Raw genomic sequence first — 24,854 nt, forward strand, 5'->3', positions numbered from 1 at the left:
GTCATCCCTACCCTGTCGGCTCGGGTCTACGGGTCCTCACGTCGTGGCGACGCCCACCTGGCCCCATGCCTTGAGGACCGCCTGCACCGCGTCCCCGTCGCCGTACAGCGACCGGGCCGAGGCGACCGTCAGCCGTGCGAACTCCGCGAAGTCGGCGTCGGAGGACAGCTCGCCGCCGGTCAGCGTGGCGTACCAGATCTTCCCGGCGCGCTCCCAGGCATTGCCGCCCAGGGCCGTGGCCAGGCGGTAGAAGGCGTGGTTGGGGATGCCGGAGTTGATGTGCACCCCGCCGTTGTCGCGGTTGGTGCGGACGTAGTCCTCCATGGTGGCGGGCTGCGGGTCCTTGCCGAGGACGTCGTCGTCGTAGGCGGTGCCCGGGGCCTTCATGGAGCGCAGGGCCGTGCCCTTGTCCACGCCCGGGCCCAGCAGGCCCGCCCCGATCAGCCAGTCGGCCTGGTCGGCGCTCTGCCCGAGGGCGTACTGCTTGATCAGCGAGCCGAAGACGTCCGCGCAGGACTCGTTCAGCGCGCCCGACTGGCCGTAGTACTCCAGGTTCGCGGTGTGCTGGACGACGCCGTGGGTCAGCTCGTGGCCGATGACGTCCACGGAGACGGTGAAGTCGACGAAGGTGTCGTTGTCGCCGTCGCCGAAGACCATCCGCTCGCCGTCCCAGAAGGCGTTGCAGTAGTCCCGCCCGTAGTGGACGGTGGCGTCCAGCGGCAGCCCCGCGTCGTCGATGGAGTGCCGGCCGTAGACCTTGGAGTACAGGTCGAAGGTGGCCCCCAGTCCGGCGTGCGCGCGGTTGACCGTCGCGTCCTCGGCCGGCGCGTCGCCCTCCGCGTGCACCTTCTTGCCCGGCAGGACCTCGCGGTGCCCGGCGTCGTAGATGGTGCGCTGCGGGCCGTCCGAGGGCGTGCCGGCCGCCGAGGAGTCGGCGTAGACCGAACGGATCGCGGTGATGCGGCGGCGGGTGCGCAGGGCGCCGTCGTGTTCGAGCGTGCGGCGGGCGGGCTCGTGGAAACGGGCGTCCTCGGACTGGGCGAGCCGGTCCAGGACGTGCGGCGGCACGATCGTGCAGAAAACCGTCTTCTCTGACTTCTTTGCGTCGTCCATGGCGGCAATCTGACACCGGCCCCCGCCCTTGTCAGGGCCCGATGCAGCGATTAACACAAAAGAGTGGGCCGGTTCCGCGCGCCGCCCCGGGTGTCCCGCATGCTGGAACGCCCCTGCCGTGCCTCTCGGGCCTCGGCTAGTGTGCTGTGCACCATGCGTGACGTGCTGCTTCTTCTTAGCTGCCGCGGCGAGGGTCTGTAGCGCAGGCCGACCCCCTCCCCGCGGAGTTCGGTGCTGCCGGTTACCCCCTGGTGATCCGCCCCGTCGGCCTCCCCCTGGCTCTGAACGAGCAGGGCGGACCCCCATCGCGGACAAACCGAGGAGCCCTCCGCAGATGCCCGAGATCTTCCCTTCCGTAGGCCGCCCCACGCCCCTGACCGCGGCGACGGTCACCCAGCGGCCCTCCGGGATGCCCGTCCACCGCTACCGTCCCTACGACGCCGTGGACATCCCCGACCGCACCTGGCCCGACCGGCGCATCACCACCGCTCCCCGCTGGCTGTCCACCGACCTGCGCGACGGCAACCAGGCACTGATCGACCCCATGTCGCCCGCCCGCAAGCGCGAGATGTTCGACCTGCTGGTGCGCATGGGCTACAAGGAGATCGAGGTCGGCTTCCCCTCCTCGGGCGCCACCGACTTCGACTTCGTGCGCTCGATCATCGAGGAGGGCGCGATCCCCGAGGACGTGACGATCTCCGTCCTGACGCAGGCGCGCGAGGAGCTGATCGAGCGCACGGTCGAGTCGCTGCGCGGCGCCCACCGCGCCACGGTCCACCTCTACAACGCCACCGCCCCCGTCTTCCGCCGCGTGGTCTTCCGCGGCTCGCGGGAGCAGGTCAAGCAGATCGCGGTGGACGGCACCCGGCTGGTGATGGAGTACGCCGACAAGATCCTCGGTGACGAGACGGTCTTCGGCTACCAGTACAGCCCCGAGATCTTCACCGACACCGAGCTGGACTTCGCGCTGGAGGTCTGCGAGGGCGTCATGGACGTCTGGCAGCCCGAGGCCGGCCGCGAGATCATCCTGAACCTGCCGGCCACCGTCGAGCGGTCCACGCCCTCCACCCACGCGGACCGCTTCGAGTGGATGTCGCGCCACCTCTCGCGCCGCGAGCACATCTGCCTGTCGGTCCACCCGCACAACGACCGCGGCACCGCCGTCGCCGCCGCCGAGCTGGCGATCATGGCGGGCGCCGACCGCATCGAGGGCTGCCTGTTCGGCCAGGGCGAGCGCACCGGCAACGTCGACCTGGTCACCCTGGGCATGAACCTCTTCTCCCAGGGCGTCGACCCGCAGATCGACTTCTCGCAGATCGACGAGGTCCGCCGGACCGCCGAGTACTGCAGCCAGATGGAGGTCCACCCGCGCCACCCCTACGCGGGCGACCTGGTCTACACCGCCTTCTCCGGCTCCCACCAGGACGCCATCAAGAAGGGCTTCGAGGCGATGGAGGCCGACGCGGCCGCCGCCGGGAAGGGCGTGGACGACATCGAGTGGGCCGTTCCCTACCTGCCCATCGACCCCAAGGACGTCGGCCGCTCCTACGAGGCCGTCATCCGCGTCAACTCGCAGTCCGGCAAGGGCGGCATCGCCTACGTCCTGAAGAACGACCACAAGCTGGACCTGCCGCGCCGGATGCAGATCGAGTTCTCGAAGATCATCCAGGCGAAGACCGACGCCGAGGGCGGCGAGGTCACCCCGCAGGAGATCTGGTCCGTCTTCCGGGACGAGTACCTGCCCACCCCCGACAACCCCTGGGGCCGCATCACGCTGCGCTCCACCCAGACCTCCACCACCAGCGAGGGCACCGACGCCCTGACGGTCGAAGCCGTCGTGGACGGCGCGGAGACGGTCCTGACCGGTACCGGCAACGGTCCGATCTCGGCCTTCTTCGACGCGCTCGCCGGCGCCGGGGTCGACGCCCGTCTGCTGGACTACACCGAGCACACGATGAGCGAGGGCGCGAGCGCACAGGCGGCCTCGTACATCGAGTGCGTGATCGACGGCACGGTGCTGTGGGGCATCGGCATCGACGCCAACACCACGCGCGCCTCGATCAAGGCGGTCGTGTCGGCGGTGAACCGCGCGTACCGAAGCTGACTGACGGCGTCCCGGCGGCCGCCCCACGGCCGTACCGTCAATCCGGCGCCACCGAAAACACCGCATCCGGTGGGCTCGGTGGCGCTTTCGGCCAAGAGCTGCCGCGATGTACGCGGCGAGGTACTGACGCCGCATCACCGATGTGGCTAACATCACGTCAACGCGGCGACCCGGCCGTGGCGTTATGGAGGTGCGCCGTGAAGCACGCGCAAGGCCGACACAGCCCGGACCGGTGCGTGGTGGGCGTACGCACCGTATGGCGCACGGTCGGAGACGGCGAGTTCTTCTGCCCCGGTTGCGGCGGCGACCGCAACTACCACCGCCGCACGGGACGCCGTCGCCTTGTCGCCTTCGGGGTGCCACTGCTGCCGCGCGGGCCGGTCGGACCGATCGTCGAATGCACGGCCTGCCGCGGCCGTTTCGCCATGGACGTCCTCGACCACCCCACCACCACCCGCTTCTCGGCGATGCTCCGCGACGCCGTGCACACCGTCGCCCTGGCGGTGCTGGCCGCGGGCGGCACCGAGGCCCGGACGGTGCGCCGGGCCGCCGTGGGCGCGGTCCGCGCGGCGGGCTTCGCCGACTGCAGCGAGGAGCAGCTGGTCACCCTCATCGAGGCCCTCGCGGCCGACACGGGCCGGCTGCCCGGGCGGTACGCGACCCCGGCCGGCGGCCTGGCCCGCGACGGCTTCGACCCGTGCGGCACGGCCCTCGCCATCGAGCTGCACGAGGCCCTCGAACCGCTGGCCCCGCACCTGGCCCCCGCCGGCCGCGAGTCGATCCTGCTGCAGGGCGCCCGCATCGCACTGGCGGACGGGCCGTACCGCCCCGCCGAGCGCGAGGTGCTGGCCACGGTGGGGCGGGCGCTGCTGCTGCGCCCCGAGGACACCGACCGGCTGCTGGCCGCGGCGCGGATGCCGTCCTGACGGGCCGGGGCGGTGCGGCCCGCCCCGGGCTCCGTTCCCGCCCCGGGCTCCGTTCCCGGCCTGGGCTCCGTTCCCGGCCCGGGCTCCGTTCCCGCTCAGCCCCGGCCCCGGCTCAGCCCCGGCTCAGGCCCTGTTGCCGCTCAGGACCGGCCCCGGCTCTGGCCCTGTTCCCCGGGGAGGCGGCGGGCGTGGCCGTGCCGGACGGACGGCTGACGGCGAGGGCGCCCAGCACCCAGGCGGCGTGCCGGCCGTCCACGGCGATGAGCACCTGCCGCCCGCTGTCGCGGCACTCCACCACGACCGTTCCCAGCGGGCTCTTCGGCGCGGCCTCCGCGGTCTCCCACTTCGGGTCGTCCCAGTACGGCACGCGGGCACGCACCGCGACGAGCGTGTCCGGGAGCGCCGTGCGGTCGGCGCAGCCGTCCGGGTCGGAGGTGGACGTGAGCCGGCCCGGCCCGGCCACCAGGTAGCCGCCGCCGTCCGCGTACGGCACGTCGCCCTTGATCGTCGCGGGGAAGACCTCCTCGCCGGCGGGCACCACCGGTACGACCTCGACGGTGTCCGTCGGCTGCTGCCGGCGCACCCGGGCCCGCCACAGGGCGCCCAGCAGGACGGCCGTCGCACCCGCGGCGAACACCAGCAGGGCCGTGGCGACCGTCTCCGTCAGGAACGGGGCCCCGGCGCCGATGAGCGACAGCCACACCCCGGCGGCCAGCACGACGGTGACCTGCCACGGCAGGCGCGCGGGGTTGCGGTTGGTGCGGAAGGCCCCCCAGTAGGCGGCCCAGACGCACGCGGCGCCCAGCGGGAGCATCGCCAGCGCCAGGGCGAGCGGCGTGCGGTAGCCCTCCTTCGGCTCGTCGGCCGTGAACTGGCGCGCACCCCGGAAGTCGACGAAGCGGATCGCGTTCCGCCAGTACGTGACCGACACCTCGTAGCCGGGCGACAGGGCGCCGAAGACCGGTGAGGGCCCGTTCATGTCCACGCGGCGCCGGTCCCCGCCCTGCTCCTTGACGGTGAGCACGAGCCAGTGGTGCGTCGTCTTGCCCTCGCGGCGGACCTCGGTCTTCACGACCGTGGCGTCCATCGCCTTGCGGCACTCCCGGGCGGGCTCGTCCGCCAGGCAGGCGGAGGCCGTCGCGAAGGCGCGCGCGTCGGCGCGCTTGGCGGGCACGGTGACGAACATCAGGAAGGCCGCGGCGAGGACCAGGATGAGGCCGGTCGCCGCGGTGGCGAGGACCGGCCACAGTCTCCGGCGCGGACGGCGGCGGCGGATGGTCACCGGGCACCCCCGGGCGAAAACGTGATCGACATGGGGGCCATTCTGCACGCGTCCGGAAGCAGCTCCTCCTCACCCGCTCCCGGCCGCCCCGCGCGGTCCGGGGCACCCGGCGCGTACGGGACAATGCATGCATGAGTCTGTTCCGCGACGACGGCATCGTCCTGAGGACCCAGAAGCTGGGCGAAGCGGACCGCATCATCACCCTCCTCACCCGGGGCCACGGGCGGGTGCGGGCCGTGGCGCGGGGGGTCCGGCGCACCAAGTCGAAGTTCGGTGCGCGGCTGGAGCCGTTCTCGCACGTGGACGTGCAGTTCTTCGCGCGCGGCGGCGAACTGGTCGGGCGCGGGCTGCCGCTGTGCACCCAGAGCGAGACCATCGCTCCGTACGGTGGCGGCATCGTCACCGACTACGCCCGCTACACCGCCGGCACCGCCATGCTGGAGACCGCCGAGCGGTTCACCGACCACGAGGGCGAGCCGGCCGTGCAGCAGTACTTGCTGCTGGTCGGGGGGCTGCGCACGCTCGCCGCGGGCGAGCACGCCCCGCACCTCATCCTGGACGCGTTCCTGCTGCGCTCGCTCGCCGTCAACGGCTACGCGCCCAGCTTCGACGCCTGTGCGAAGTGCGGAATGCCCGGCCCGAACCGGTTCTTCTCCACCGCGGCGGGCGGTGTGGTGTGCGGTGAGTGCCGGGTGCCCGGAAGCGTCGTACCCTCCTCGGAGTCGATCGAGCTCCTCAGCGCCCTGCTGACCGGGGACTGGGCGACCGCGGACGCCTGCGAGGCGCGGTACGTCCGGGAGGGCAGCGCGCTCGTCGCGGCGTATCTGCACTGGCATCTGGAGCGGGGGCTTCGCTCGCTCCGGTACGTCGAGAAGTAAGCACACAGGGATCAAGGAGTAGTGGCACCCATGGCTGTACGCGGGATTCTGGGCCGTTCCCGACGCGAGTACCGCACCCCCGACCCGCACCCGTCGGGTGCCCGCCCCCCGAAGATCCCCGGCGAGCTGGTGCCCGAGCACGTGGCGATCGTCATGGACGGCAACGGCCGCTGGGCCAAGGAGCGCGGCCTGCCGCGCACCGAGGGCCACAAGGTCGGTGCCGAGCGCGTGCTGGACGTCCTCCAGGGCGCGATCGAGATGGGCGTCGGCAGCATCTCCCTGTACGCCTTCTCCACCGAGAACTGGAGGCGCTCGCCCGACGAGGTGCGCTTCCTGATGAACTTCAACCGCGACTTCATCCGCAAGACCCGCGACCAGCTCGACGCGCTCGGCATCCGGGTGCGCTGGGTCGGCCGGATGCCCAAGCTGTGGAAGTCGGTGGCCAAGGAGCTCCAGATCGCCCAGGAGCAGACCAAGGGCAACGACAAGCTCACGCTGTACTTCTGCATGAACTACGGCGGCCGGGCGGAGATCGCGGACGCGGCGCAGGCGATGGCCGCCGACGTGAAGGCGGGCCGGCTCGACCCGTCGAAGGTCTCGGAGAAGACCTTCGCCAAGTACATGTACTACCCGGACATGCCGGACGTGGACCTGTTCCTGCGGCCCTCCGGCGAGCAGCGCACGTCCAACTACCTGATCTGGCAGAGCGCCTACGCCGAGATGGTCTTCCAGGACGTCCTGTGGCCGGACTTCGACCGCCGCGACCTGTGGCGGGCCTGCCTGGAGTACGCCCGGCGCGACCGCCGCTTCGGCGGTGCGATCCCCAACGCGGTGGCGGACGGGGAGCAGGGCACCGCGTGAGAGACACCGCCATACCGGGGGCCCTCGGCAGCGTGACCGTCGAGTACGAACTGACCCTCGCCGACCTGCGGTCCGGGGTCGGTGCGCGGGTCCGCGCGGTTCCCCGTGCGCGACGGCTGAGGATCGCGATGGCGGTCGCCGTCGCGGCCTTCGTCCTGGCGACGGCGCTCACGGCCGGCCTGCGCGGCCCGGGCGCCGTGGACGCGCCGATGTGGCTCGTCCTGGCCGCCCTCTGCGGCTGGGGCGTGTTCGTCGTGTGGGGCACCCCGTCCCTGCAGGCGCGCGCCCTGCACCAGGTCGTGCAGTTGCACGGGCGGACGCGCACGCGGCTGGACGAGGTGGGCATGTCGAGTGCGTCGGCGCAGTCGACGCAGACGATGGAGTGGGCGCTCTTCGGCCGCTACGCCGAGACCAGGGACGTCTTCGTCCTGATGAGCGCCGACAGGGCCGGCGGCTCGCTGGCCGTCCTGCCCAAGCGCGCCTTCACCAGGCCCGGCGACACGGACCGCCTGCGCGCCCTCCTGGACTCCCGGCTGCCGCGGGCGTAGCCGCGCGGCCCCCGTTCACGCCAGTGCCCCCGGCAGCATCGCTGCCGGGGGCACTGGCGTGAAGGGACGAGCGGGTCAGCGCTTGGCGGCGCACTCGCCGCAGGTGCCGAAGATCTCGATGGTGTGGGCGACGTCCACGAAGCCGTGGTCCTCGGCGATGGAGTCGGCCCACTTCTCGACGGCCGGGCCCTCGACCTCCACGGCCTTGCCGCACAGGCGGCAGACGAGGTGGTGGTGGTGACCGCTGGAGCAGCGGCGGTAGACCGCCTCGCCCTCGCTGGTGCGCAGGACGTCGACCTCGCCGGCGTCGGCGAGGGACTGCAGGGTGCGGTAGACGGTGGTCAGGCCGACCGAGGCACCGCGGTGCCTGAGCATGTCGTGGAGCTCCTGCGCGCTGCGGAACTCGTCCACCTCGTCGAGCGCTGCCGCCACTGCGGCCCGCTGCTTGGTGGCCCGGCCGCGTACCGGGGGACCGGCGGTCGCCACAGTTGCCTCCTCAAGCTCGCCTGTACACCCATCGCACGTGTTGCCACGCCAATTGTGCCAGGCCCGGCGGCCGGGCCCCGCCCGGCCGCCGCTCAGACCCTGACGTCGTCGGCGGGCGCGCCCGCCTCCGCGCCGTCGAGCGTGCAGCGTTCCTCCGCCGCCGTCCGGTCGGCGCGTTTCCTCGCCAGGGGCGTGGCCAGCAAGGTCAGTACGACGAAGACGCCGATCGCCATCAGCACGATCGTCGCGCCGGAGGGCACGTCGACGTAGTACGAGGTGACGGTGCCCGAAAGGGTCACCAGCACGCCCACGGCCACCGCCATGGCGAACGTCGTCGCGAACGAGCGGGCGATCTGCTGCGAGGCGGCCACCGGGATCACCATCAGGGCGCTGACGAGCAACAGGCCCACCACGCGCATGGCGACCGTGACGGTCACGGCGGCGGTGACGGCCACCAGCAGGTTCAGCAGCCGCACCGGCAGGCCGGTGACGCGGGCGAACTCCTCGTCCTGGCAGATCGCGAACAGCTGCTTGCGCAGCCCGATCGTGGTCACGATCACGAACGCGGCGAGCAGGCAGATCGCGACGATGTCCTCCTGCGAGACCGTGGCGATCGAGCCGAACAGGTAGGTGGTGAGGTTGGCGTTGGAGCCGCCGGGGGAGAGGCTCATCAGCATCACGCCGCCGGCCATGCCGCCGTAGAAGAGCATGGCGAGCGCGATGTCGCCGCGCGCCCTGCCGTAGGAGCGGATCAGCTCCATCACCACCGCGCCCACGACGCAGACGGCCGTGGCCACCCACACCGGGCTGGTGTTGAGCAGGAAGCCGAGGCCGACGCCGGTGAGGGCGACGTGGCCGATGCCGTCGCCCATCAGGGCCTGGCGCCGCTGGACGAGGTAGATGCCGATGGCGGGGGCGGTGACGCCGACCAGGAGCGCGGCGAGCAGCGCCCGCTGCATGAAGGCGAGTTCGAGGATGTCCATCAGCTCAGCAGCCCTGTCCGGAGGGGTTCCGCGGCCGGGTCGGCATGCGGGTGTACGTGGTCGTGGCCGGGGAGCGCGTGCTGGCCCACGGCCTCGGGCGGGGGTCCGTCGTGGACGACGCAGCCGTCGCGCAGCACCACGGCGCGGTCGATGAGCGGCTCCAGCGGGCCCAGCTCGTGCAGGACGAGCAGGACCGTGGCACCGCGGGCGACCTCCTCGCGCAGGGCGCTGGCGAGCACCTCCTGGCTGGCGAGGTCCACGCCGGCCATCGGCTCGTCCATGATCAGAAGTTCGGGTTCGCCGGCCAGGGCGCGGGCGATGAGGACCCGCTGGTGCTGGCCGCCGGAGAGCGCGTCGACCGGGTCCTTCAGCCGGTCGGCCATGCCCACCAGCTCCAGGGCCTTGACCACGGCCTCCTTGTCGGCCCTGCGGGCGGGCCCCAGCTTCGTGCGGGCCAGCCGCCCGGCCGAGACGACCTCGCGGACGGTCGCGGGCACGCCGCTGGCGGCGGTGGTGCGCTGCGGGACGTAGCCCACCCGCGCCCAGTCGCGGAAGCGGCGGCGCGGGGTGCCGAACAGCTCCAGCTCGCCCCCGGTCAGCGGGACCTGGCCGACGATGGAGCGGACGGCGGTGGACTTGCCGGAGCCGTTGGCGCCGAGCAGGGCGACGACCTCGCCGCGCCGCACGGTCAGGTCGACGCCGCGCAGCACCGGGCGGGAGCCCAGCGAGGCGGTGGCGCCGCGCAGGGCTATGACGGGCTGTTCCATGACTGCCTCCTCAGGCGCGCTCACTTGGTACCGAGGGCCTTCTGCAGGGCGGTGAGGTTGGCGGCCATGACCTCGAAGTAGTCGCGGCCGCGGGACTCGTCCGTGATGCCTTCCAGCGGGTCGAGCACGTCCGTCTTCAGGTGGAGGTCCTTGGCCAGCGTCTTCGCCGTGTCGGGGCTGGCCAGGGTCTCGAAGAAGACCGTGCCGACGTGGTGGTCGCCGACGAGGTCGTGCAGCGCCTTCATGCGGGCGGCGCTGGGCTCGGACTCGGGGTCGAGGCCGCCGATGGACTCCTCGACCAGCCCGTAGCGCTCGGCGAGGTAGCCGAAGGCCGCGTGGGTGGTGACGAAGGTGTCCGAGGCGCGGTTCTTCAGCCCGTCCCGGAACGTCGTGTCCAGTGCGTCGAGCTTGCGGGCCAGTGCCTTGGCGTTGTCGTAGAAGTCGGCCCGGTGCTCGGGGTCGGCGTCCGCGAGGGTCTTGGCGACGCCCTTGGCGACCTCGGCGTACTTCACCGGGTCCAGCCAGACGTGGGGGTCCGTGCCGCCCTCGTCGTGGTGGTGGCCCTCGTGGCCCTCGCCGCTCTCGTCGTGGCCCTCGTGCTCGTGGCCCTCGACCTCGGTGCCGTGCTTCTCCAGGGCGGTGAGGGAGGCCGCGTCGGCGATGTGCTTGTTTCCGGACTGCTTGACCGCCGCGTCCACGGCGGGCTGCAGGCCCTTGAGGTAGACGATCGCGCCGGCGTCCGCGAGGGAGCCGGTCTGCCGGGGCGTGAGCTCCAGATCGTGCGGCTCGACGCCCGGCTTGGTGAGGCCGGTGACCTTGACGTGCTCGCCGCCGACCTGCTGCGCCAGATACTCCAGCGGGTAGAACGACGCGACGACCTGCAGCTTTCCATCCTTCGTCCGCCCGTCGCCCCCGACCGCGGAGCAGGCGGAGAGGGTCAGGAGGCCGAGCGCGGCGGCCATGGCGACGGCGGCGACGGGTATTCGGCGGCCGGGCCGGACCGGGCGGATCGAGCGTACGTTCATGACACTCATTTTCAACAAAAGTGGAAACGATTGTCAACTGGAGAGCCGGGGCGGGGTCGGGTCAAGCCAAGGCCAGAGCCGATTTGATGAGAGGGGGTACGGCGCCGGTAACCTGAGTCATTCGCTGTTCGTCGTCGCAATGAAGAGAGCACCGTGGCCGCCGACAAGATCGACACCATCGTCAGCCTGAGCAAGCGCCGTGGCTTTGTTTTTCCGTGCAGTGAGATCTATGGCGGCCAGCGTGCCGCCTGGGACTACGGTCCGCTCGGCGTGGAGCTCAAGGAGAACCTCAAGCGTCAGTGGTGGCGCTACATGGTCACCTCGCGTGAGGATGTCGTCGGCATCGACTCGTCGGTGATCCTGGCCTCCGAGGTGTGGGTGGCCTCCGGCCACGTCGCGACCTTCAGCGACCCGCTGACCGAGTGCACCTCCTGCCACAAGCGTTACCGCGCGGACCACCTGGAGGAGGCGTACGAGGCCAAGCACGGCCGCCTCCCCGAGAACGGCCTGGCCGACATCAACTGCCCCAACTGCGGCAACAAGGGTCAGTTCACCGAGCCCAAGCAGTTCTCCGGCCTGCTCTCCACGCACCTCGGCCCCACCCAGGACTCCGGCTCGGTCGCCTACCTGCGCCCCGAGACGGCCCAGGGCATCTTCACCAACTTCGCCCAGGTCCAGCAGACCTCCCGGAAGAAGCCCCCGTTCGGCATCGCCCAGATGGGCAAGTCCTTCCGCAACGAGATCACCCCCGGCAACTTCATCTTCCGCACCCGTGAGTTCGAGCAGATGGAGATGGAGTTCTTCGTCAAGCCGGGCGAGGATGAGAAGTGGCAGGAGTACTGGATGGAGCAGCGCTGGAACTGGTACACCGGTCTCGGCCTGCGCGAGGAGAACATGCGGTGGTACGAGCACCCGAAGGAGAAGCTCTCCCACTACTCCAAGCGCACCGCCGACATCGAGTACCGCTTCCAGTTCGGCGGCAACGAGTGGGGCGAGCTTGAGGGTGTCGCCAACCGCACCGACTACGACCTCGGCGCCCACGCCAAGGCGTCCGGCCAGGACCTGTCGTTCTTCGACCAGGAGGCCGGCGAGCGCTGGACCCCCTACGTCATCGAGCCCGCCGCCGGTGTCGGCCGCGCCATGCTCGCCTTCCTCCTCGACGCCTACGTCGAGGACGAGGCCCCCAACGCCAAGGGCAAGCTGGAGAAGCGCACGGTGCTGCGCCTCGACCCGCGCCTGGCCCCGGTGAAGGTCGCCGTCCTCCCGCTCTCGCGCAACCCGGAGCTGTCCCCGAAGGCCAAGGGCCTCGCGGCGGACCTGCGCAAGAACTGGAACATCGACTTCGACGACGCCGGCGCCATCGGCCGCCGCTACCGTCGCCAGGACGAGATCGGCACGCCGTTCTGCGTCACCGTCGACTTCGACACCCTTGAGGACAACGCGGTGACCGTGCGCGAGCGCGACACCATGAAGCAGGAGCGCGTCTCCCTCGACCAGATCGAGGGCTACCTGGCCGCGCGTCTGCTCGGCTGCTGACGCGGCAGGCTGCCGCCCCGGCACTCCACGGAGGCCCGGCACCCCTTCGGGGGCGCCGGGCCTCCGGCGTTCGCTCCGGGCCTTCGGGCCTGGGTCCTCGGCTCCGGGTCCTCGGCTCTGGGCCTTCGGCGCCGGGTCTTCGGCGCCGGGTCCGGGAGACGGCACGGGGGAGCGGGGGTGGCACTGGCTTCACCCCCGTTCCGGTCATCACCGCCATCGACCCCCCTGACCTGCGCGCCTACCGTGTGACGCATGCGAAAGCCCCACCCCGTCCCGCTCCTGCGCCCCTTCGAGGGCGCGGGCCGCGCCACCGCCTTCCTCGCCACCGGCGTGCTGATCCAGACCGCCGCGCTCGTCGTGCTCGCCGTGCCGTGGTTGAACGGCGGCCCGACCAAGGCGCTGAGCTGCCTGGTGGCGGTGCTCGCGGCTCTCGCCGTGCTCGGGGCGGCGTCGCCGGTGCTGACCCGGATGCAGGTGGCACGGTTCCGCTCCCGGCTCGGGACGGAGATACCGGCGGCCGGCCGGCGCTGGTCCTGGCGGCAGGTGCGGTACCACCTGGTCGCGGGACCGCTGATCGCATCGGGCGGCGCCTGCGTGCTGACCCTGTGGGCGGCCTCCGCGGTGGCGGCCACCGTCTACGTGTGGATCTGGGCCCTGCCGCCGGAGACCCGGCTGGCGCAGGCCGGCTACACGGTGCAGGCCGGCTACCTCACCGCCGCCGGGCTCGCCGGGCTGTACGCGGCGGCCTGGCTCTCCGGGGCCCTCGTCCGGCTCGACACCCGCGCCGCGCTGGAGCGGCTCGGTCCCAGCCGCGCCGAACGGCTGGAGCGCCGGGTGGAGGAGGTCACCGAGAGCCGCGCCGGCGTCGTGGACGCGGCCGACGCCGAGCGCCGGCGCATCGAGCGGGACCTGCACGACGGGGCCCAGCAGCGGCTGGTGTCGCTCGCCGTCAACCTGGGGCTGGCCAAGGTCACGATGCCCGGGCTGCCCGAGGACGCACGGAAGGTCATCGACGAGGCGCACCGCGAGGCCAAGGAGGCCATCGCCGAACTCAACGACCTCGTGCGGGGCCTGCACCCGGCCGTGCTGGAGGACCGGGGGCTGGACGCCGCGCTCTCGGGCCTGGCCGACCGGGCGCCGCTGCCGGTGGGGGTGACGGTGGACCTCCCCGCGCGCCCGGCGGCCCGGGTCGAGGCCGTCGCCTACTTCGTCGTCTCCGAGACGCTCGCCAACGTGGTCAAGCACGCCCGTGCGTCGAGGGCGGACGTCGAGGTCGAAGGCCGTGGGGGCATACTGCGTGTCGTCGTCCGCGACGACGGCGTGGGCGGTGCCGACCCCTCGGGCGGCACCGGGCTGGCGGGGCTCGCCCGCCGCGTCGCGTCGGTGGACGGCACGTTCTCCTTCAGCAGCCCCCGCGGGGGCCCGACCGTCGTGACCGTGGAGCTGCCGTGCGTGCTGTGATCGCCGAGGATTCCGTCCTGCTCCGGGTGGGCCTGGTGAAGGTCCTGGAGACGGCCGGATTCGAGGTGGTCGCGGAGGTGGGTGACGCCGAGGCCCTGCTGGCGGCGGCCGAGCTCCACCGGCCGGACCTCGTCGTCTGCGACGTGCGCATGCCCCCCGGCTTCAGCGACGAGGGCGTGCGCGCCGCCCTCGTCATCCGCAGCCAGTGGCCCACGACGGCGGTGCTGCTGCTCTCCCAGTACGTGGAGGAGCGCTACGCCGCCGACCTGCTCACCGGCGACACCCGCGGCGTCGGCTACCTGCTCAAGGAACGCGTCGCCGACGTCGAGGAGTTCATCGACGCCCTGCGCCGGGTCGCGGGCGGGGGCACGGCCCTCGACCCGCAGGTCGTCTCGCAGCTGCTGCTGCGCCGCCACAGCGACCCGCTGGACCGGCTCACCCCGCGGGAGCGGGACGTGCTGGAGCTGATGGCCTCCGGCCGCTCCAACGCCGGCATCGCCGCGCAGCTGGTGGTCAGCGAGAGCGCCGTCGCCAAGCACATCAACAACATCCTGGCCAAGCTGGACCTGCCCAAGGCGGACGCCGACCACCGTCGCGTGCTGGCCGTCCTGCGCTTCCTCGGCGTGGGCTGACGCCCCGCCCCGGACGCCCCGCCGCCCCGGACGCCCCGCGTCAGGCGTGCAGGCCGCGCAGGACCAGGTCGCACACCGCTTCGAAGGCCGTCTCGATGCCGGGCTGCGACCACTCGGCCGCGTAGGCCGGGTCGTGGAAGCGGTTGCTCGCGTCCCAGACGGCCCGGGCGGCCATCGGGGGCTCGACGGGCCGGAACTCGCCTTCGCCGACGCCGCTCTCGATGATCCGGGCGAGCTGCTCGATCATCGTTTCTATGTGCCGCTCGACGGTGGTGCTGTTCTCGCCGACCAGCACCATGTAGGTGGCGAACAGCTCCGGGTCGTCGCCCGCCTTGCGGCGCTTGGCGGCGAAGAGCGCCGCCAGCCAGTCCCGCAGCCGCCCCTCGGCCGGGCCCCCGGCGTCGGCCAGCGCCGACAGCTCGGCGTGCGACTGGTCGAGCCACCGCTCGGTGACGGCCTCCCGCAGGGCGGCCTTGCTGCCGAAGTGGCGGTAGACGCTGCCATGGCTGACGCCGAGCGCGCGCGCCACGTCGACCACGGTGGCCTTGGCGGGACCGAAGCGGCGCAGTACGTCCTCGGTGGCTTCGAGGATGCGGTCTTGTGTCAGCGGTTCGGGGGGCATGGGTCGGTGCGGGTCCCTTCGGGGAGCGGTGCAGTGCGGGCGCTCGTACGACCGTACCCGGCGCGGCTTGGGGGGCAACGGCCGAGCCCGCCCACAACCTCCCTCAGTGCTCGCTGTCCAGGTGGGCCATCTGCTCGGCCGGGTAGCGGTCGCCGGCTGCGGCGCCGGCGGGGACCGCTTCCTCGATGGCGGCCAGGTCGTCGGCGCCGAGGCGGACGTCCAGGGCGCCGAGGGCCTCGGTGAGGCGGTCGCGGCGACGGGCGCCGACCAGCGGCACGATGTCCTCGCCCCGGGAGAGCACCCAGGCGATGGCGGTCTGGGCGACGCTGGCGCCGCGGTCCTCGGCGACCTTGCGCAGCGCGTCGACGAGGTCGAGGTTGCGCTGGAGGTTCTCGCCCTGGAAGCGCGGGCTCATGCCGCGGAAGTCGTTGGCCGCCAGCTGCCGGTCGCGGGTGAAGTGGCCGCTGATCAGGCCGCGCGAGAGCACGCCGTAGGCCGTGATGCCGATGCCCAGCTCGCGGCAGGCGGGCAGGATCTGCTCCTCGATGCCGCGCGAGATCAGGGAGTACTCGATCTGCAGGTCGGCGATGGGGGCGACGGCGGCGGCCCGGCGGATGGTGTCGGCGCCCGCCTCGGACAGGCCGATGTGGCGGACGTGGCCGGCCTCGACCAGCTCGGCGATGGCGCCGACGGTCTCCTCGATCGGGACGTCGGGGTCGACGCGGGCGATGCGGTAGACGTCGATGTGGTCGAGGCCCAGGCGCTGCAGGGAGTACGCGGCGAAGTTCTTCACGGCCGCGGGGCGGCCGTCGTAGCCGGACCAACCGCCGTCGGGGTCGCGCAGGGCGCCGAACTTCACGCTGGTCAGCGCCTGCTCGCGGGCTCCGGCGGGAGCGGAGCGCAGAGCCTCGCCGATGAGCATTTCGTTGTGGCCCATGGCGTAGAAGTCGCCGGTGTCCAGCAGGGTGACGCCCGCGTCGAGGGCGGCGTGGATCGTGGCGATCGATTCGGTGCGGTCGGCGTCGCCGTAGAGGGCGGACATGCCCATGCAGCCGAGGCCGAGGGCGGAGACCTGGGGACCGGTGGTGCCGAGGGTGCGGTGCAGCACGGGGACTCCTGGGGTGGGGAGCGGTGGGTACACAGCAACAGTGACACATGGACTGACAGATTTCAATATCTGTCAGTCCATGTGTGTCGGCACCGGGGGTCAGGCCGCCGACCCCCGCGGCAGCCGCAGGCTCAGCAACACCGTCGCCACCACGGTCACCAGCTGCACCCCGAACGTGATCGCCAGGGCGTCCCGCATCCCCGAGCCCGGCGCCAGCGACAGGAACAGCGAGCCGAGCGTCGCCACGCCCAGCGCCATGCACGCCTGCTGCGTGGTCACCAGCACCCCGCTGCCCACGCCCGCCTGCGCCACCGGCACCTCACCCAGCACCAGCCGCATCGTCAGCGGCATCAACAGCCCCTGCCCCAGCCCCTGCACGGCCAGCCCCGGGGCCAGGCCCAGCGCACCCAGCCCGTCCCAGTCGAGCCAGAAGGTCGCGGCCACCGTGATCAGCCCGGCCGCCTGCACCAGCGCCCCCGCCGTCACCAGCCGTCGCGCCCCGAAGCGCGCCGCCAGCCGGACGCCGCCCAGCGAACCGATGAGGAACGTCACGCACATCGGCACCAGCGCCAGCCCGGCCGCCAGCGGGCCGAGCCGCAGCCCTTCCTGCAGCGCCACGGCGAGGACGAACATGAAGCCGCCCCAGCCGATGCAGAACGGCACGACCAGCATCAGCCCGCTGCGCACCGCCTGCACCCGCAGCAGCGACGGCGGCACCAGAGGCGTCCGCCCCGCCCGCTCCTCGCGCCGCTCCACCAGGACGAACGCCACCGCCGCGCACGGGAACACCGCCAGCAGCAGCCAGGACCACAGCGGCCAGCCGGTCGCGCGGCCCTCCGTCAGCGGCACCAGGAGCGACACCAGCGACAGCGACAGCAGGACCGTGCCCCACCCGTCCACCCCGGTCGGACGGTCGGACCGGGTCTCCGGCACCGAACGGACCGCGAGCAGCAGCGCCACCGCCACGATCGGCGCGTTGATCAGGAAGATCGACCGCCAGCCCAGGGCGTCGACCGAGACCAGCACGCCACCGAGCACCTGCCCGACCGCGCTCACCACCCCGGCCGTGCCGCTGTACAGGCTCAGCGCCCGGGTCCGCGCGGCGCCGTGGGTCGTGGCCTGGATCGTCGCCAGCACCTGCGGGAGCATCAGCGCCGCCGAGGCGCCCTGCGCGATCCGCGCCACCACGAGCGTCCATGCGTCCGGCGCCAGGCCGCAGGCCACGGACGTCACCCCGAAGGCGGCCGTGCCCCACAGGAACAGCCGGCGGCGGCCCACCATGTCGCCCAGCCGGCCGCCGAGCACGAGCAGCACCGCGTAGGCGACGCCGTAGCCGCCGACCACCATCTCCAGCACCGCCGGACCGGCGTCGAGGTCGTGGTCGATCGTCGGCAGGGCCACGTTGACGATGAAGAAGTCCAGGAACGGCAGCGCCGCCCCGAGCAGCACGGTCGCCAGGCCGAGGCGGCCCAGGCCGGGGGTGGCGGCAGGGTCGGGGGAGGGGGACGGGGAGGACGGGGACGGGGTCGGGACGGATGCCGGAGTCGTCGGGGCAGAGGCAGGACTGACTATTCGCGGTTCGCTCACGGATACGACGATGGCGGCGCGCCCAGCCGGGTACCAGAGTGTCCTTATCCTGGTACAAGGAGTACCTGGCAAGTGGCTGGGAGCTCCCGCACCCTGGAGCCATGACGACGATGACGCTCGATCCGCTTGCCGTAGCCGCCGGTACGGTCGACGACGTACGGCGCAGTGAGCTCGCCGCCTTCCTGCGGTCCCGCCGCGAGCGCATCAGCCCCGAGCAGGCGGGCCTGCCGCGCGGCCCCCGCCGCCGCACCCCCGGCCTGCGCCGCGAGGAGGTCGCCCAGCTCGCCGCCGTGGGCGTCACCTGGTACACGTGGCTCGAACAGGCACGGGACATCCAGGTGTCGGCACAGGTGCTGGACTCCATCGCCCGCGCCCTGATGCTCGACCGGGGCGAGCGCGGCCACCTCTTCGCCCTGGCCAACTCCGCCGACCCGCTCCCCGAGACCGACTGCCCGGGCATCACCCCCGCACTGCGCGCCCTGCTGGAGCAGCTGGAGCCGTTCCCGGCCTGCATCCAGAACGCGCGGTACGACATCCTCGCCTACAACCGCACCTACCGGCACCTGCTGTGCGACCTCGACGCCGTACCGCCGCAGGACCGCAATTGCCTGTGGCTCTACTTCACCCACCCCGACTGGCGCGCCGGGACCGCCGACCGGGACGAGGCCACCCGCGCCATCACCGCCAAATTCCGGGCCGCCATGGCCGAGCACCTCACCGAACCCGCCTGGAAGTGCCTGCTCAAGCGGTTGCAGGACGCCTCGCCGGAGTTCCGGCAGCTGTGGGCGAGGCACGAGGTGATCCACCCCTCCGTCCAGCGGACCCGGCACCTGCTCCAGCCGCGCGTGGGCATGCTGCGCCTGGACTACACCAGCCTGTTCACCGGCCCCCAGCCCGGCGCCCGGCTGCTGACCTTCACCCCGGCCGACGAGGAGTCCCACGACCGGCTGCAGCGGCTGCTCGCCCTCGTCCGGGCCGAGGAGTCGCTCGCGCGCACCGCGGGCTGAGGACCTCGGTCCCGCCCGCCGGCTCGCCCGAATGAGGGACAATGGACGGTCCGCCCGTTCCCGCACGACTTCGAGGAAGCCCGCTCCATGACGCTCCAGATCGGTCCGCACTCGGTGCAGCCGCCGGTGGTCCTGGCCCCCATGGCGGGGATCACCAACGCGCCCTTCCGCACGCTGTGCCGTGAGTTCTCCGGCGGCAAGGGGCTCTTCGTCAGCGAGATGATCACCACCCGGGCGCTGGTCGAGCGGGACGCCAAGACCATGCGGCTGATCCACTTCGACGGCACCGAGAAGCCCCGCTCCATCCAGCTCTACGGCGTCGACCCGGTGACCGTCGGCAAGGCCGTCCGCATGATCGTGGACGAGGACCTGGCCGACCACATCGACCTGAACTTCGGCTGCCCCGTCCCCAAGGTCACCCGCAAGGGCGGCGGCTCGGCCCTGCCGTACAAGCGCAACCTGCTGCGCTCCATCCTGCGCGAGGCGGTCGGCAACGCCGGCTCCCTCCCGGTGACCATGAAGATGCGCAAGGGCATCGACGACGAGCACATCACCTTCCTCGACGCCGGCCGCATCGCCGTCGAGGAGGGCGTCACCGCCATCGCCCTGCACGGCCGCACCGCCGCCCAGCACTACGGCGGCACCGCCGACTGGGAGGCCATCGCACGCCTGAAGGAGGCCGTGCCGGAGATCCCCGTGCTCGGCAACGGCGACATCTGGAGCGCCGACGACGCCGTGCGCATGATGCGCGAGACCGGCTGCGACGGCGTCGTGGTCGGACGCGGCTGCCTGGGCCGCCCCTGGCTCTTCGGCGACCTGGTGGCCGCCTTCGAGGACGGCGGCGACGCCACGTACGCCCAGCCCTCCCTGCGCGAGGTGGCCCGGGTCATGCTGCGCCACGCGCAGCTGCTGGGCGAGTGGCTGGAGAACGAGGAGCGCGGAGTCATCGACTTCCGCAAGCACGTCGCCTGGTACACGAAGGGCTTCTCGATCGGCTCGGAGGCCCGAAAGAAACTGGCAATCGCCTCATCTCTGGACGAACTGGGCGCTCTTTTGAGCGAGCTCGACCTGGACCAGCCCTGGCCGGCCGGTGCGGACGGACCGCGCGGGCGGACCTCGGGGCGCAACAAGGTGGTCCTTCCGGACGGATGGCTGGACGACCCGTACGACTGCGCAGTCGTGGGTGCGGACGCCGAACTGGATACTTCTGGCGGGTGAACAAGGCGTGATTCTCGCCACCTCTGATAGGGCCTGCGCTCAGATGAGCGCAAAAATCAGGGGTGCATCTTTCCAAGGGGTGGCACTGCGTGCCACCCCTTTTGGCTTCACTTCCCGACGGCAAGCTGCGGGATTTCTCGACGTTCCGCGTTCGAGCGCATACGTTCGGTCATATTGTGTTCAGAAGTTGAAGGAGGTGGGATGGCGCCTCAAATGAGCGGTCAACTTTCGATCTGCTGGCGGAGGGGTAGTTGCGCCCCCAAGTTGGCGGAGTAGACCTCCTCAGATGCCTTCGATCTGGGTACGCTCCCCGCCGTCAGGTCAGCCCTCCCCCCTCTGCGTCCCGGGAGGCCCCAGTGAGGAGTCGATTCCCGTGCCGGTAACCGAAGATCGCCAGAAGTTCGTCTACGACTTCACCGAGGGCAACAAGGACCTCAAGGACCTGCTCGGCGGGAAGGGCGCCAACCTCGCCGAGATGACCAACCTCGGTCTGCCCGTCCCTCCCGGCTTCACCATCACCACCGAGGCGTGCAAGGTCTACCTGGACGGCGGCCAGGAGCCGCCGCAGATGCGCGACGAGGTCACCGCCCACCTCGAAGCCCTTGAGGCACGGATGGGCAAGAAGCTCGGCCAGGCCGACGACCCGCTGCTGGTCTCGGTCCGCTCCGGCGCCAAGTTCTCCATGCCCGGCATGATGGACACCGTCCTGAACATCGGCCTCTCCGACGAGTCCGTGACCGGCCTCGCGTCCCAGGCCGGCGACGAGCGGTTCGCGTGGGACTCCTACCGCCGCCTCATCCAGATGTTCGGCAAGACCGTGCTCGGGGTGGACGGCGACCTCTTCGAGGAGGCGCTGGAGGAGACCAAGCGGGCCAAGGGCGCCACCACGGACGTCGAGCTGGCGGCGGAGGACCTCAAGCGCCTCGTCGAGGAGTTCAAGGCCATCGTCTCCAAGGAGACCGGCCGCGACTTCCCGCAGGACCCGCGCGAGCAGATGGACCTCGCCATAAGGGCGGTCTTCGACTCCTGGAACGGCGACCGGGCCAAGCTCTACCGCCGCCAGGAGCGCATCCCCGGCGACCTCGGCACGGCCGTCAACATCTGCTCGATGGTCTTCGGCAACCTCGGCCCCGACTCCGGCACCGGTGTCGCCTTCACCCGCGACCCCGCCAGCGGCCACCAGGGCGTCTACGGCGACTACCTGCAGAACGCCCAGGGCGAGGACGTCGTCGCCGGCATCCGCAACACCATGCAGCTCGCCGAGCTGGAGCAGCTCGACAAGGCGTCCTACGACCAGCTGATGCAGATCATGGAGACGCTGGAGACGCACTACCGCGACCTGTGCGACATCGAGTTCACCATCGAGCGCGGCAAGCTGTGGATGCTGCAGACCCGCGTCGGCAAGCGCACCGCCGGTGCCGCCTTCCGCATCGCCACGCAGCTGGTGGACCAGGGCCTGATCGACGAGGCCGAGGCGCTGCAGCGCGTCACCGGCGCCCAGCTGGCGCAGCTGATGTTCCCCCGCTTCGACGAGAAGGCCACCGCCGACCTGCTGGGCCGGGGCATCGCCGCCTCGCCGGGCGCCGCGGTCGGCCGGGCCGTCTTCGACTCGTACACCGCCGTGAAGTGGTCGCGTTCGGGCGAGAAGGTCATCCTGATCCGCCGCGAGACCAACCCCGACGACCTCGACGGCATGATCGCCTCCGAGGGCATCCTGACCTCGCGCGGCGGCAAGACCTCGCACGCCGCCGTCGTCGCCCGCGGCATGGGCAAGACCTGTGTCTGCGGCGCCGAGGAGCTGGAGGTCGACACCAAGCAGCGCCGGATGACCGCCCCCGGCGGCGTGGTCGTCCAGGAGGGCGACGTCGTCTCCATCGACGGCTCCACCGGCAAGGTGTACCTGGGCGAGGTCCCGGTCGTGCCGTCCCCGGTCGTCGAGTACTTCGAGGGCCGCATGCACGCCGGCGCCGACGACGCCGACGAGCTGGTCCAGGCCGTGCACCGGATGATGGCCTACGCCGACCGCATGCGCCGGCTGCGCGTGCGGGCCAACGCCGACAACGCCGAGGACGCCTCCCGGGCCCGCCGCTTCGGCGCCCAGGGCATCGGCCTGTGCCGCACCGAGCACATGTTCCTCGGCGAGCGGCGCGAGATGGTCGAGCGGCTCATCCTGGCCGACACCGACACCGAGCGGGAGGAGGCGCTGGGCGCCCTGCTGCCGCTGCAGAAGGCCGACTTCGTCGAGCTCTTCGAGGCCATGGACGGCCTGCCGGTCACGGTCCGCCTGCTGGACCCGCCGCTGCACGAGTTCCTGCCCGACATCACCGAGCTGTCGGTGCGCGTCGCGCTCGCCGAGGCCCGTGAGGACGCCAACGAGAACGACCTGCGCCTGCTGCAGGCCGTGCACAAGCTGCACGAGCAGAACCCGATGCTGGGTCTGCGCGGCGTCCGCCTGGGCCTGGTCATCCCCGGCCTGTTCGCCATGCAGGTGCGGGCGATCGCCGAGGCCGCGGCCGAGCGGATCAACGCCAAGGGCGACCCCCGCGCGGAGATCATGATCCCGCTCGTGGGCACCGTCCAGGAGCTGGAGATCGTCCGCGAGGAGGCCGAGCGCGTCATCGCCGACGTCGAGGCCGCGAGCGGCGTGAACCTCAAGCTGCCGCTCGGCACCATGATCGAGCTGCCGCGCGCCGCGCTGACGGCCGACCAGATCGCCGAGGCCGCCGAGTTCTTCTCCTTCGGCACCAACGACCTCACCCAGACCGTGTGGGGCTTCTCCCGCGACGACGTCGAGGCGAGCTTCTTCACCGCCTACCTGGAGAAGGGCATCTTCGGCGTCAGCCCCTTCGAGACCATCGACAAGGACGGCGTGGGCTCGCTCGTCCGCGCGGCCGCCAAGGCCGGCCGGGCCACCCGGCCCGACCTCAAGCTCGGCGTCTGCGGCGAGCACGGCGGCGACCCGGAGTCGGTGCACTTCTTCCACGAGGTGGGCCTGGACTACGTCTCCTGCTCCCCGTTCCGCATCCCGGTCGCCCGCCTGGAGGCCGGGCGCGCGGCGGCGCTGAACGGCACGGGCGGCGGCAGCGACAGCCGCTGAGCGCCGGATGAGCTCCGGAGCCGCCGATGGGATGACCTCGACCCTCGGACCGTGGCGGCTCCGGTAGAAGGAGGGGCGGCCCCGCGCGGGGGCCGCCCCTTCCGGCCATTCACGGGCAACGGCGCTGGTCCGGACCTTGACGGCGGCCCGGGAGAGGTGTCGTGGGGCGCACGGGGGCGGTTAACCCGTTCGTAACGCGACGTATACGCGAAGATCATCTGCCGGGGCGGCGGCCGGGTCCGGGCCCGGCCCGGCGGCCGGGCCGGGCGGTGGAGGGGCGGCGCCCGTGCGGGAGCGCCGCCCCTCTTTAACTCCCCCACCGGGAGTTGTTGCCGCCCGCATCGGCTCGGGCGGCAACTCACGTACTCAGCGGCCGCTTTTTCGCTCGCCACCCCCCACGGGAACGAGCGGGTGCGGCCCTGAGTGCGTGAATAGCATTTCGCTTCTGCGATGTTCGCCGCGAGTCCTTTCAACTGTGGCCAAAAGGGCGTGGTAACACCGCGTATCGGTGTGCATACTCAGTGGGCGGGGGGTGGTTGCGGATGTCTCATGTGGGGGTTTGGTGCTGCGTGTCCATTTCACTGGACTCGATCTGGCCCGGTTGCGCCTGGCCGGCGACCCGGACGTGCTCTGGGAAACCGTATTGAGCCTGCACCGGCTCCGGGACAAACAAGGCGAGTCGATCTTCGGTGATTGGCGGTCGGAAACCCGTCCTCGGTTGAATGGTGAAACGCGTCTTCTGGCGCCACTGGTTCCGCCTCGCGGATATTTCCCGGACTTCCTGACGCCGCCCGAAGGGTTACTCGGACTCGAGTCCGGCATACAGGCGCTGCGGGCCACGCCCGCCGAGCGGGTGCACGACGAACTGGGCCGCCTGTCCACCGTCCGCACGCTGCCGGCTTGGATACGATCGCTGGCCGAGGGCGACGCCCGCGCCTTCGGCAAGCTCATCAGCGCCCTGCATTCCTACCATCAGGCGGCCATCGCGCCCTACTGGGCCCACATCCAGGCGCAGATCGAGGCCGACCGCGCCGTGCGCGGCCGGGCCCTGCTGGACGGCGGCGCGGACGCCCTGCTGTCCTCGCTGCCGCCCACCATGCGCTGGCAGGCACCGGTGCTGGAGGTCGACTACCCCGTCGACCGCGACGTGCACCTGGAGGGCCGCGGGCTGCTGCTCCTGCCGTCGTTCTTCTGCCGGCGCACCCCGGTGACGCTGCAGAACGCGGAGCTGACGCCCGTGCTGGTCTACCCCGCCCGGGCCACGTCGGAGACCGCGCCCGTCGTCCCGGCCGCCCCGCGCTCGCTCGGCAAGCTCGTCGGGCACACGCGCTCGGCCGTGCTGGGCTCGATAGGCGGCGGCTGCACGACCAGCGAACTGGCCCGCCGGGTGGGCGTGTCGGCGGCCTCGGCCAGCCAGCACGCGGGCGTGCTGCGCGAGGCCGGGCTGGTGCTGACGCTGCGCAACGGCAGCGCGGTCATGCACACCCTCACCCCGCTGGGGGCGGCCCTGCTGCGCGGTGGGCACCGCGGGCCACAGGGCCGCGCCAGGGTTCAGTCGTCGATGCCGGAACGTTCCACCTCCGCCACGATGCTGCAGTTCCCCGGGGGGTGAC

Annotated in this window: 21 protein-coding genes; 12 read left to right on the forward strand and 9 right to left on the reverse strand. The window is 72.0% G+C overall.

Annotated features, from left to right (window positions below; translation table 11 throughout):
- Positions 1–36: 36 nt before the first annotated feature.
- A complete protein-coding gene (locus IE182_RS14675; RefSeq protein ID WP_190110228.1) occupies positions 37–1,113 on the reverse strand; it encodes a M4 family metallopeptidase in 1,077 nt (358 codons plus the stop codon).
- Between the two features lie 334 nt (positions 1,114–1,447).
- Here IE182_RS14675 and leuA point away from each other — a divergent pair, with 334 nt between their 5' ends.
- Positions 1,448–3,217 carry a 2-isopropylmalate synthase gene (gene leuA, locus IE182_RS14680; RefSeq protein WP_190110229.1) on the forward strand — a complete coding sequence of 590 codons (1,770 nt, stop codon included), beginning with the start codon at positions 1,448–1,450 and terminating at the stop codon, positions 3,215–3,217.
- A 197-nt stretch (positions 3,218–3,414) separates the two neighbouring features.
- A complete protein-coding gene (locus tag IE182_RS14685) occupies positions 3,415–4,143 on the forward strand; it encodes a TerB family tellurite resistance protein (protein WP_229844810.1) in 729 nt (242 codons plus the stop codon).
- A gap of 112 nt (positions 4,144–4,255) precedes the next feature.
- Here IE182_RS14685 and IE182_RS14690 read toward each other — a convergent pair whose 3' ends face one another.
- The gene (locus IE182_RS14690; RefSeq protein ID WP_190110230.1) at positions 4,256–5,425 is read right to left on the reverse strand and encodes a hypothetical protein; all 1,170 of its coding nucleotides are present in this window, start codon (positions 5,423–5,425) and stop codon (positions 4,256–4,258) included.
- Between the two features lie 131 nt (positions 5,426–5,556).
- Here IE182_RS14690 and recO point away from each other — a divergent pair, with 131 nt between their 5' ends.
- Genes recO through IE182_RS14705 form a run of 3 tightly spaced genes read left to right on the forward strand, consistent with a single transcriptional unit; the run spans position 5,557 to position 7,712 of the window.
- Positions 5,557–6,303, forward strand: coding sequence for a DNA repair protein RecO (gene recO, locus IE182_RS14695; RefSeq protein ID WP_190110231.1), 747 nt, complete (start codon positions 5,557–5,559; stop codon positions 6,301–6,303).
- 30 nt (positions 6,304–6,333) lie between these two features.
- Positions 6,334–7,164 carry an isoprenyl transferase gene (locus tag IE182_RS14700; protein ID WP_190110232.1) on the forward strand — a complete coding sequence of 277 codons (831 nt, stop codon included), beginning with the start codon at positions 6,334–6,336 and terminating at the stop codon, positions 7,162–7,164.
- Entirely contained in the window at positions 7,161–7,712 is a 552-nt protein-coding gene (locus IE182_RS14705; RefSeq protein ID WP_190110233.1) for a YcxB family protein, read from the forward strand. Before IE182_RS14700 ends, IE182_RS14705 begins: the two co-directional genes overlap by 4 nt.
- 75 nt (positions 7,713–7,787) lie before the next feature.
- Here the strand turns inward: IE182_RS14705 and IE182_RS14710 are convergent, their stop codons facing one another.
- The 4 genes from IE182_RS14710 to IE182_RS14725 form a co-directional block, all read right to left on the reverse strand.
- Positions 7,788–8,198 (reverse strand): Fur family transcriptional regulator, encoded by a 411-nt coding sequence (locus tag IE182_RS14710; protein ID WP_190110234.1) that lies wholly within the window; start codon positions 8,196–8,198, stop codon positions 7,788–7,790.
- A 92-nt stretch (positions 8,199–8,290) separates the two neighbouring features.
- Positions 8,291–9,181 (reverse strand): metal ABC transporter permease, encoded by an 891-nt coding sequence (locus IE182_RS14715; protein WP_190110235.1) that lies wholly within the window; start codon positions 9,179–9,181, stop codon positions 8,291–8,293.
- Positions 9,181–9,948 (reverse strand): metal ABC transporter ATP-binding protein, encoded by a 768-nt coding sequence (locus IE182_RS14720; protein ID WP_190110236.1) that lies wholly within the window; start codon positions 9,946–9,948, stop codon positions 9,181–9,183. Before IE182_RS14720 ends, IE182_RS14715 begins: the two co-directional genes overlap by 1 nt.
- Before the next feature lie 20 nt (positions 9,949–9,968).
- Positions 9,969–10,973, reverse strand: coding sequence for a metal ABC transporter substrate-binding protein (locus tag IE182_RS14725; RefSeq protein WP_373303557.1), 1,005 nt, complete (start codon positions 10,971–10,973; stop codon positions 9,969–9,971).
- Positions 10,974–11,126: 153 nt separating this feature from the next.
- On the opposite strand from IE182_RS14725, the gene IE182_RS14730 reads away from it, so the two are divergent.
- The 3 genes from IE182_RS14730 to IE182_RS14740 all read left to right on the forward strand — a co-directional run bounded on the left by IE182_RS14730 (position 11,127) and on the right by IE182_RS14740 (position 14,602).
- Positions 11,127–12,509, forward strand: a complete 1,383-nt coding sequence (locus IE182_RS14730; RefSeq protein ID WP_190110238.1) for a glycine--tRNA ligase — start codon at positions 11,127–11,129, stop codon at positions 12,507–12,509.
- Positions 12,510–12,761: 252 nt separating this feature from the next.
- Positions 12,762–13,970 (forward strand): sensor histidine kinase, encoded by a 1,209-nt coding sequence (locus IE182_RS14735; RefSeq protein WP_190110239.1) that lies wholly within the window; start codon positions 12,762–12,764, stop codon positions 13,968–13,970.
- On the forward strand, positions 13,958–14,602 hold the full coding sequence (locus IE182_RS14740; protein ID WP_190110240.1) for a response regulator: 645 nt from the start codon (positions 13,958–13,960) through the stop codon (positions 14,600–14,602). The genes IE182_RS14735 and IE182_RS14740 overlap by 13 nt, the downstream gene beginning before the upstream one ends.
- Positions 14,603–14,642: 40 nt before the next feature.
- Here the strand turns inward: IE182_RS14740 and IE182_RS14745 are convergent, their stop codons facing one another.
- From IE182_RS14745 to IE182_RS14755, 3 genes are all read right to left on the reverse strand, one after another.
- On the reverse strand, positions 14,643–15,224 hold the full coding sequence (locus tag IE182_RS14745) for a TetR/AcrR family transcriptional regulator (protein WP_190110241.1): 582 nt from the start codon (positions 15,222–15,224) through the stop codon (positions 14,643–14,645).
- Between the two features lie 103 nt (positions 15,225–15,327).
- Complete coding sequence (locus IE182_RS14750) at positions 15,328–16,332, reverse strand: aldo/keto reductase (protein WP_190110242.1); 1,005 nt, start codon at positions 16,330–16,332, stop codon at positions 15,328–15,330.
- Between the two features lie 99 nt (positions 16,333–16,431).
- The gene (locus IE182_RS14755) at positions 16,432–17,919 is read right to left on the reverse strand and encodes an MFS transporter (RefSeq protein ID WP_229844811.1); all 1,488 of its coding nucleotides are present in this window, start codon (positions 17,917–17,919) and stop codon (positions 16,432–16,434) included.
- Positions 17,920–18,020: 101 nt separating this feature from the next.
- Between IE182_RS14755 and IE182_RS14760 the strand changes: the two genes are divergently transcribed.
- The 4 genes from IE182_RS14760 to IE182_RS14775 all read left to right on the forward strand — a co-directional run bounded on the left by IE182_RS14760 (position 18,021) and on the right by IE182_RS14775 (position 24,853).
- Entirely contained in the window at positions 18,021–18,926 is a 906-nt protein-coding gene (locus IE182_RS14760) for a helix-turn-helix transcriptional regulator (RefSeq protein WP_190110243.1), read from the forward strand.
- An 87-nt stretch (positions 18,927–19,013) separates the two neighbouring features.
- Positions 19,014–20,144 (forward strand): tRNA dihydrouridine synthase DusB, encoded by a 1,131-nt coding sequence (gene dusB, locus IE182_RS14765; RefSeq protein ID WP_190110244.1) that lies wholly within the window; start codon positions 19,014–19,016, stop codon positions 20,142–20,144.
- Positions 20,145–20,517: 373 nt separating this feature from the next.
- Positions 20,518–23,241 carry a pyruvate, phosphate dikinase gene (gene ppdK, locus IE182_RS14770; protein ID WP_190110245.1) on the forward strand — a complete coding sequence of 908 codons (2,724 nt, stop codon included), beginning with the start codon at positions 20,518–20,520 and terminating at the stop codon, positions 23,239–23,241.
- A gap of 562 nt (positions 23,242–23,803) precedes the next feature.
- A complete protein-coding gene (locus IE182_RS14775; RefSeq protein ID WP_190110360.1) occupies positions 23,804–24,853 on the forward strand; it encodes an ArsR/SmtB family transcription factor in 1,050 nt (349 codons plus the stop codon).
- Position 24,854 lies beyond the last annotated feature (1 nt).

The sequence above is a fragment of the Streptomyces cinnamoneus genome (assembly GCF_014650495.1).
Taxonomy (GTDB): Bacteria; Actinomycetota; Actinomycetes; order Streptomycetales; family Streptomycetaceae; genus Streptomyces; species Streptomyces cinnamoneus.

What these genes read in the sequence shown, in the direction of transcription:
- IE182_RS14675 (WP_190110228.1), bottom strand. Translation starts at nt 1,113, where the DNA reads ATGGACGACGCAAAGAAGTCAGAGAAGACGGTTTTCTGCACGATCGTG.
- leuA (WP_190110229.1), top strand. Translation starts at nt 1,448, where the DNA reads ATGCCCGAGATCTTCCCTTCCGTAGGCCGCCCCACGCCCCTGACCGCG.
- recO (WP_190110231.1), top strand. Translation starts at nt 5,557, where the DNA reads ATGAGTCTGTTCCGCGACGACGGCATCGTCCTGAGGACCCAGAAGCTG.
- IE182_RS14700 (WP_190110232.1), top strand. Translation starts at nt 6,334, where the DNA reads ATGGCTGTACGCGGGATTCTGGGCCGTTCCCGACGCGAGTACCGCACC.
- IE182_RS14715 (WP_190110235.1), bottom strand. Translation starts at nt 9,181, where the DNA reads ATGGACATCCTCGAACTCGCCTTCATGCAGCGGGCGCTGCTCGCCGCG.
- IE182_RS14720 (WP_190110236.1), bottom strand. Translation starts at nt 9,948, where the DNA reads ATGGAACAGCCCGTCATAGCCCTGCGCGGCGCCACCGCCTCGCTGGGC.
- IE182_RS14725 (WP_373303557.1), bottom strand. Translation starts at nt 10,973, where the DNA reads ATGAACGTACGCTCGATCCGCCCGGTCCGGCCCGGCCGCCGAATACCC.
- IE182_RS14735 (WP_190110239.1), top strand. Translation starts at nt 12,762, where the DNA reads ATGCGAAAGCCCCACCCCGTCCCGCTCCTGCGCCCCTTCGAGGGCGCG.
- IE182_RS14745 (WP_190110241.1), bottom strand. Translation starts at nt 15,224, where the DNA reads ATGCCCCCCGAACCGCTGACACAAGACCGCATCCTCGAAGCCACCGAG.
- IE182_RS14760 (WP_190110243.1), top strand. Translation starts at nt 18,021, where the DNA reads ATGACGACGATGACGCTCGATCCGCTTGCCGTAGCCGCCGGTACGGTC.
- dusB (WP_190110244.1), top strand. Translation starts at nt 19,014, where the DNA reads ATGACGCTCCAGATCGGTCCGCACTCGGTGCAGCCGCCGGTGGTCCTG.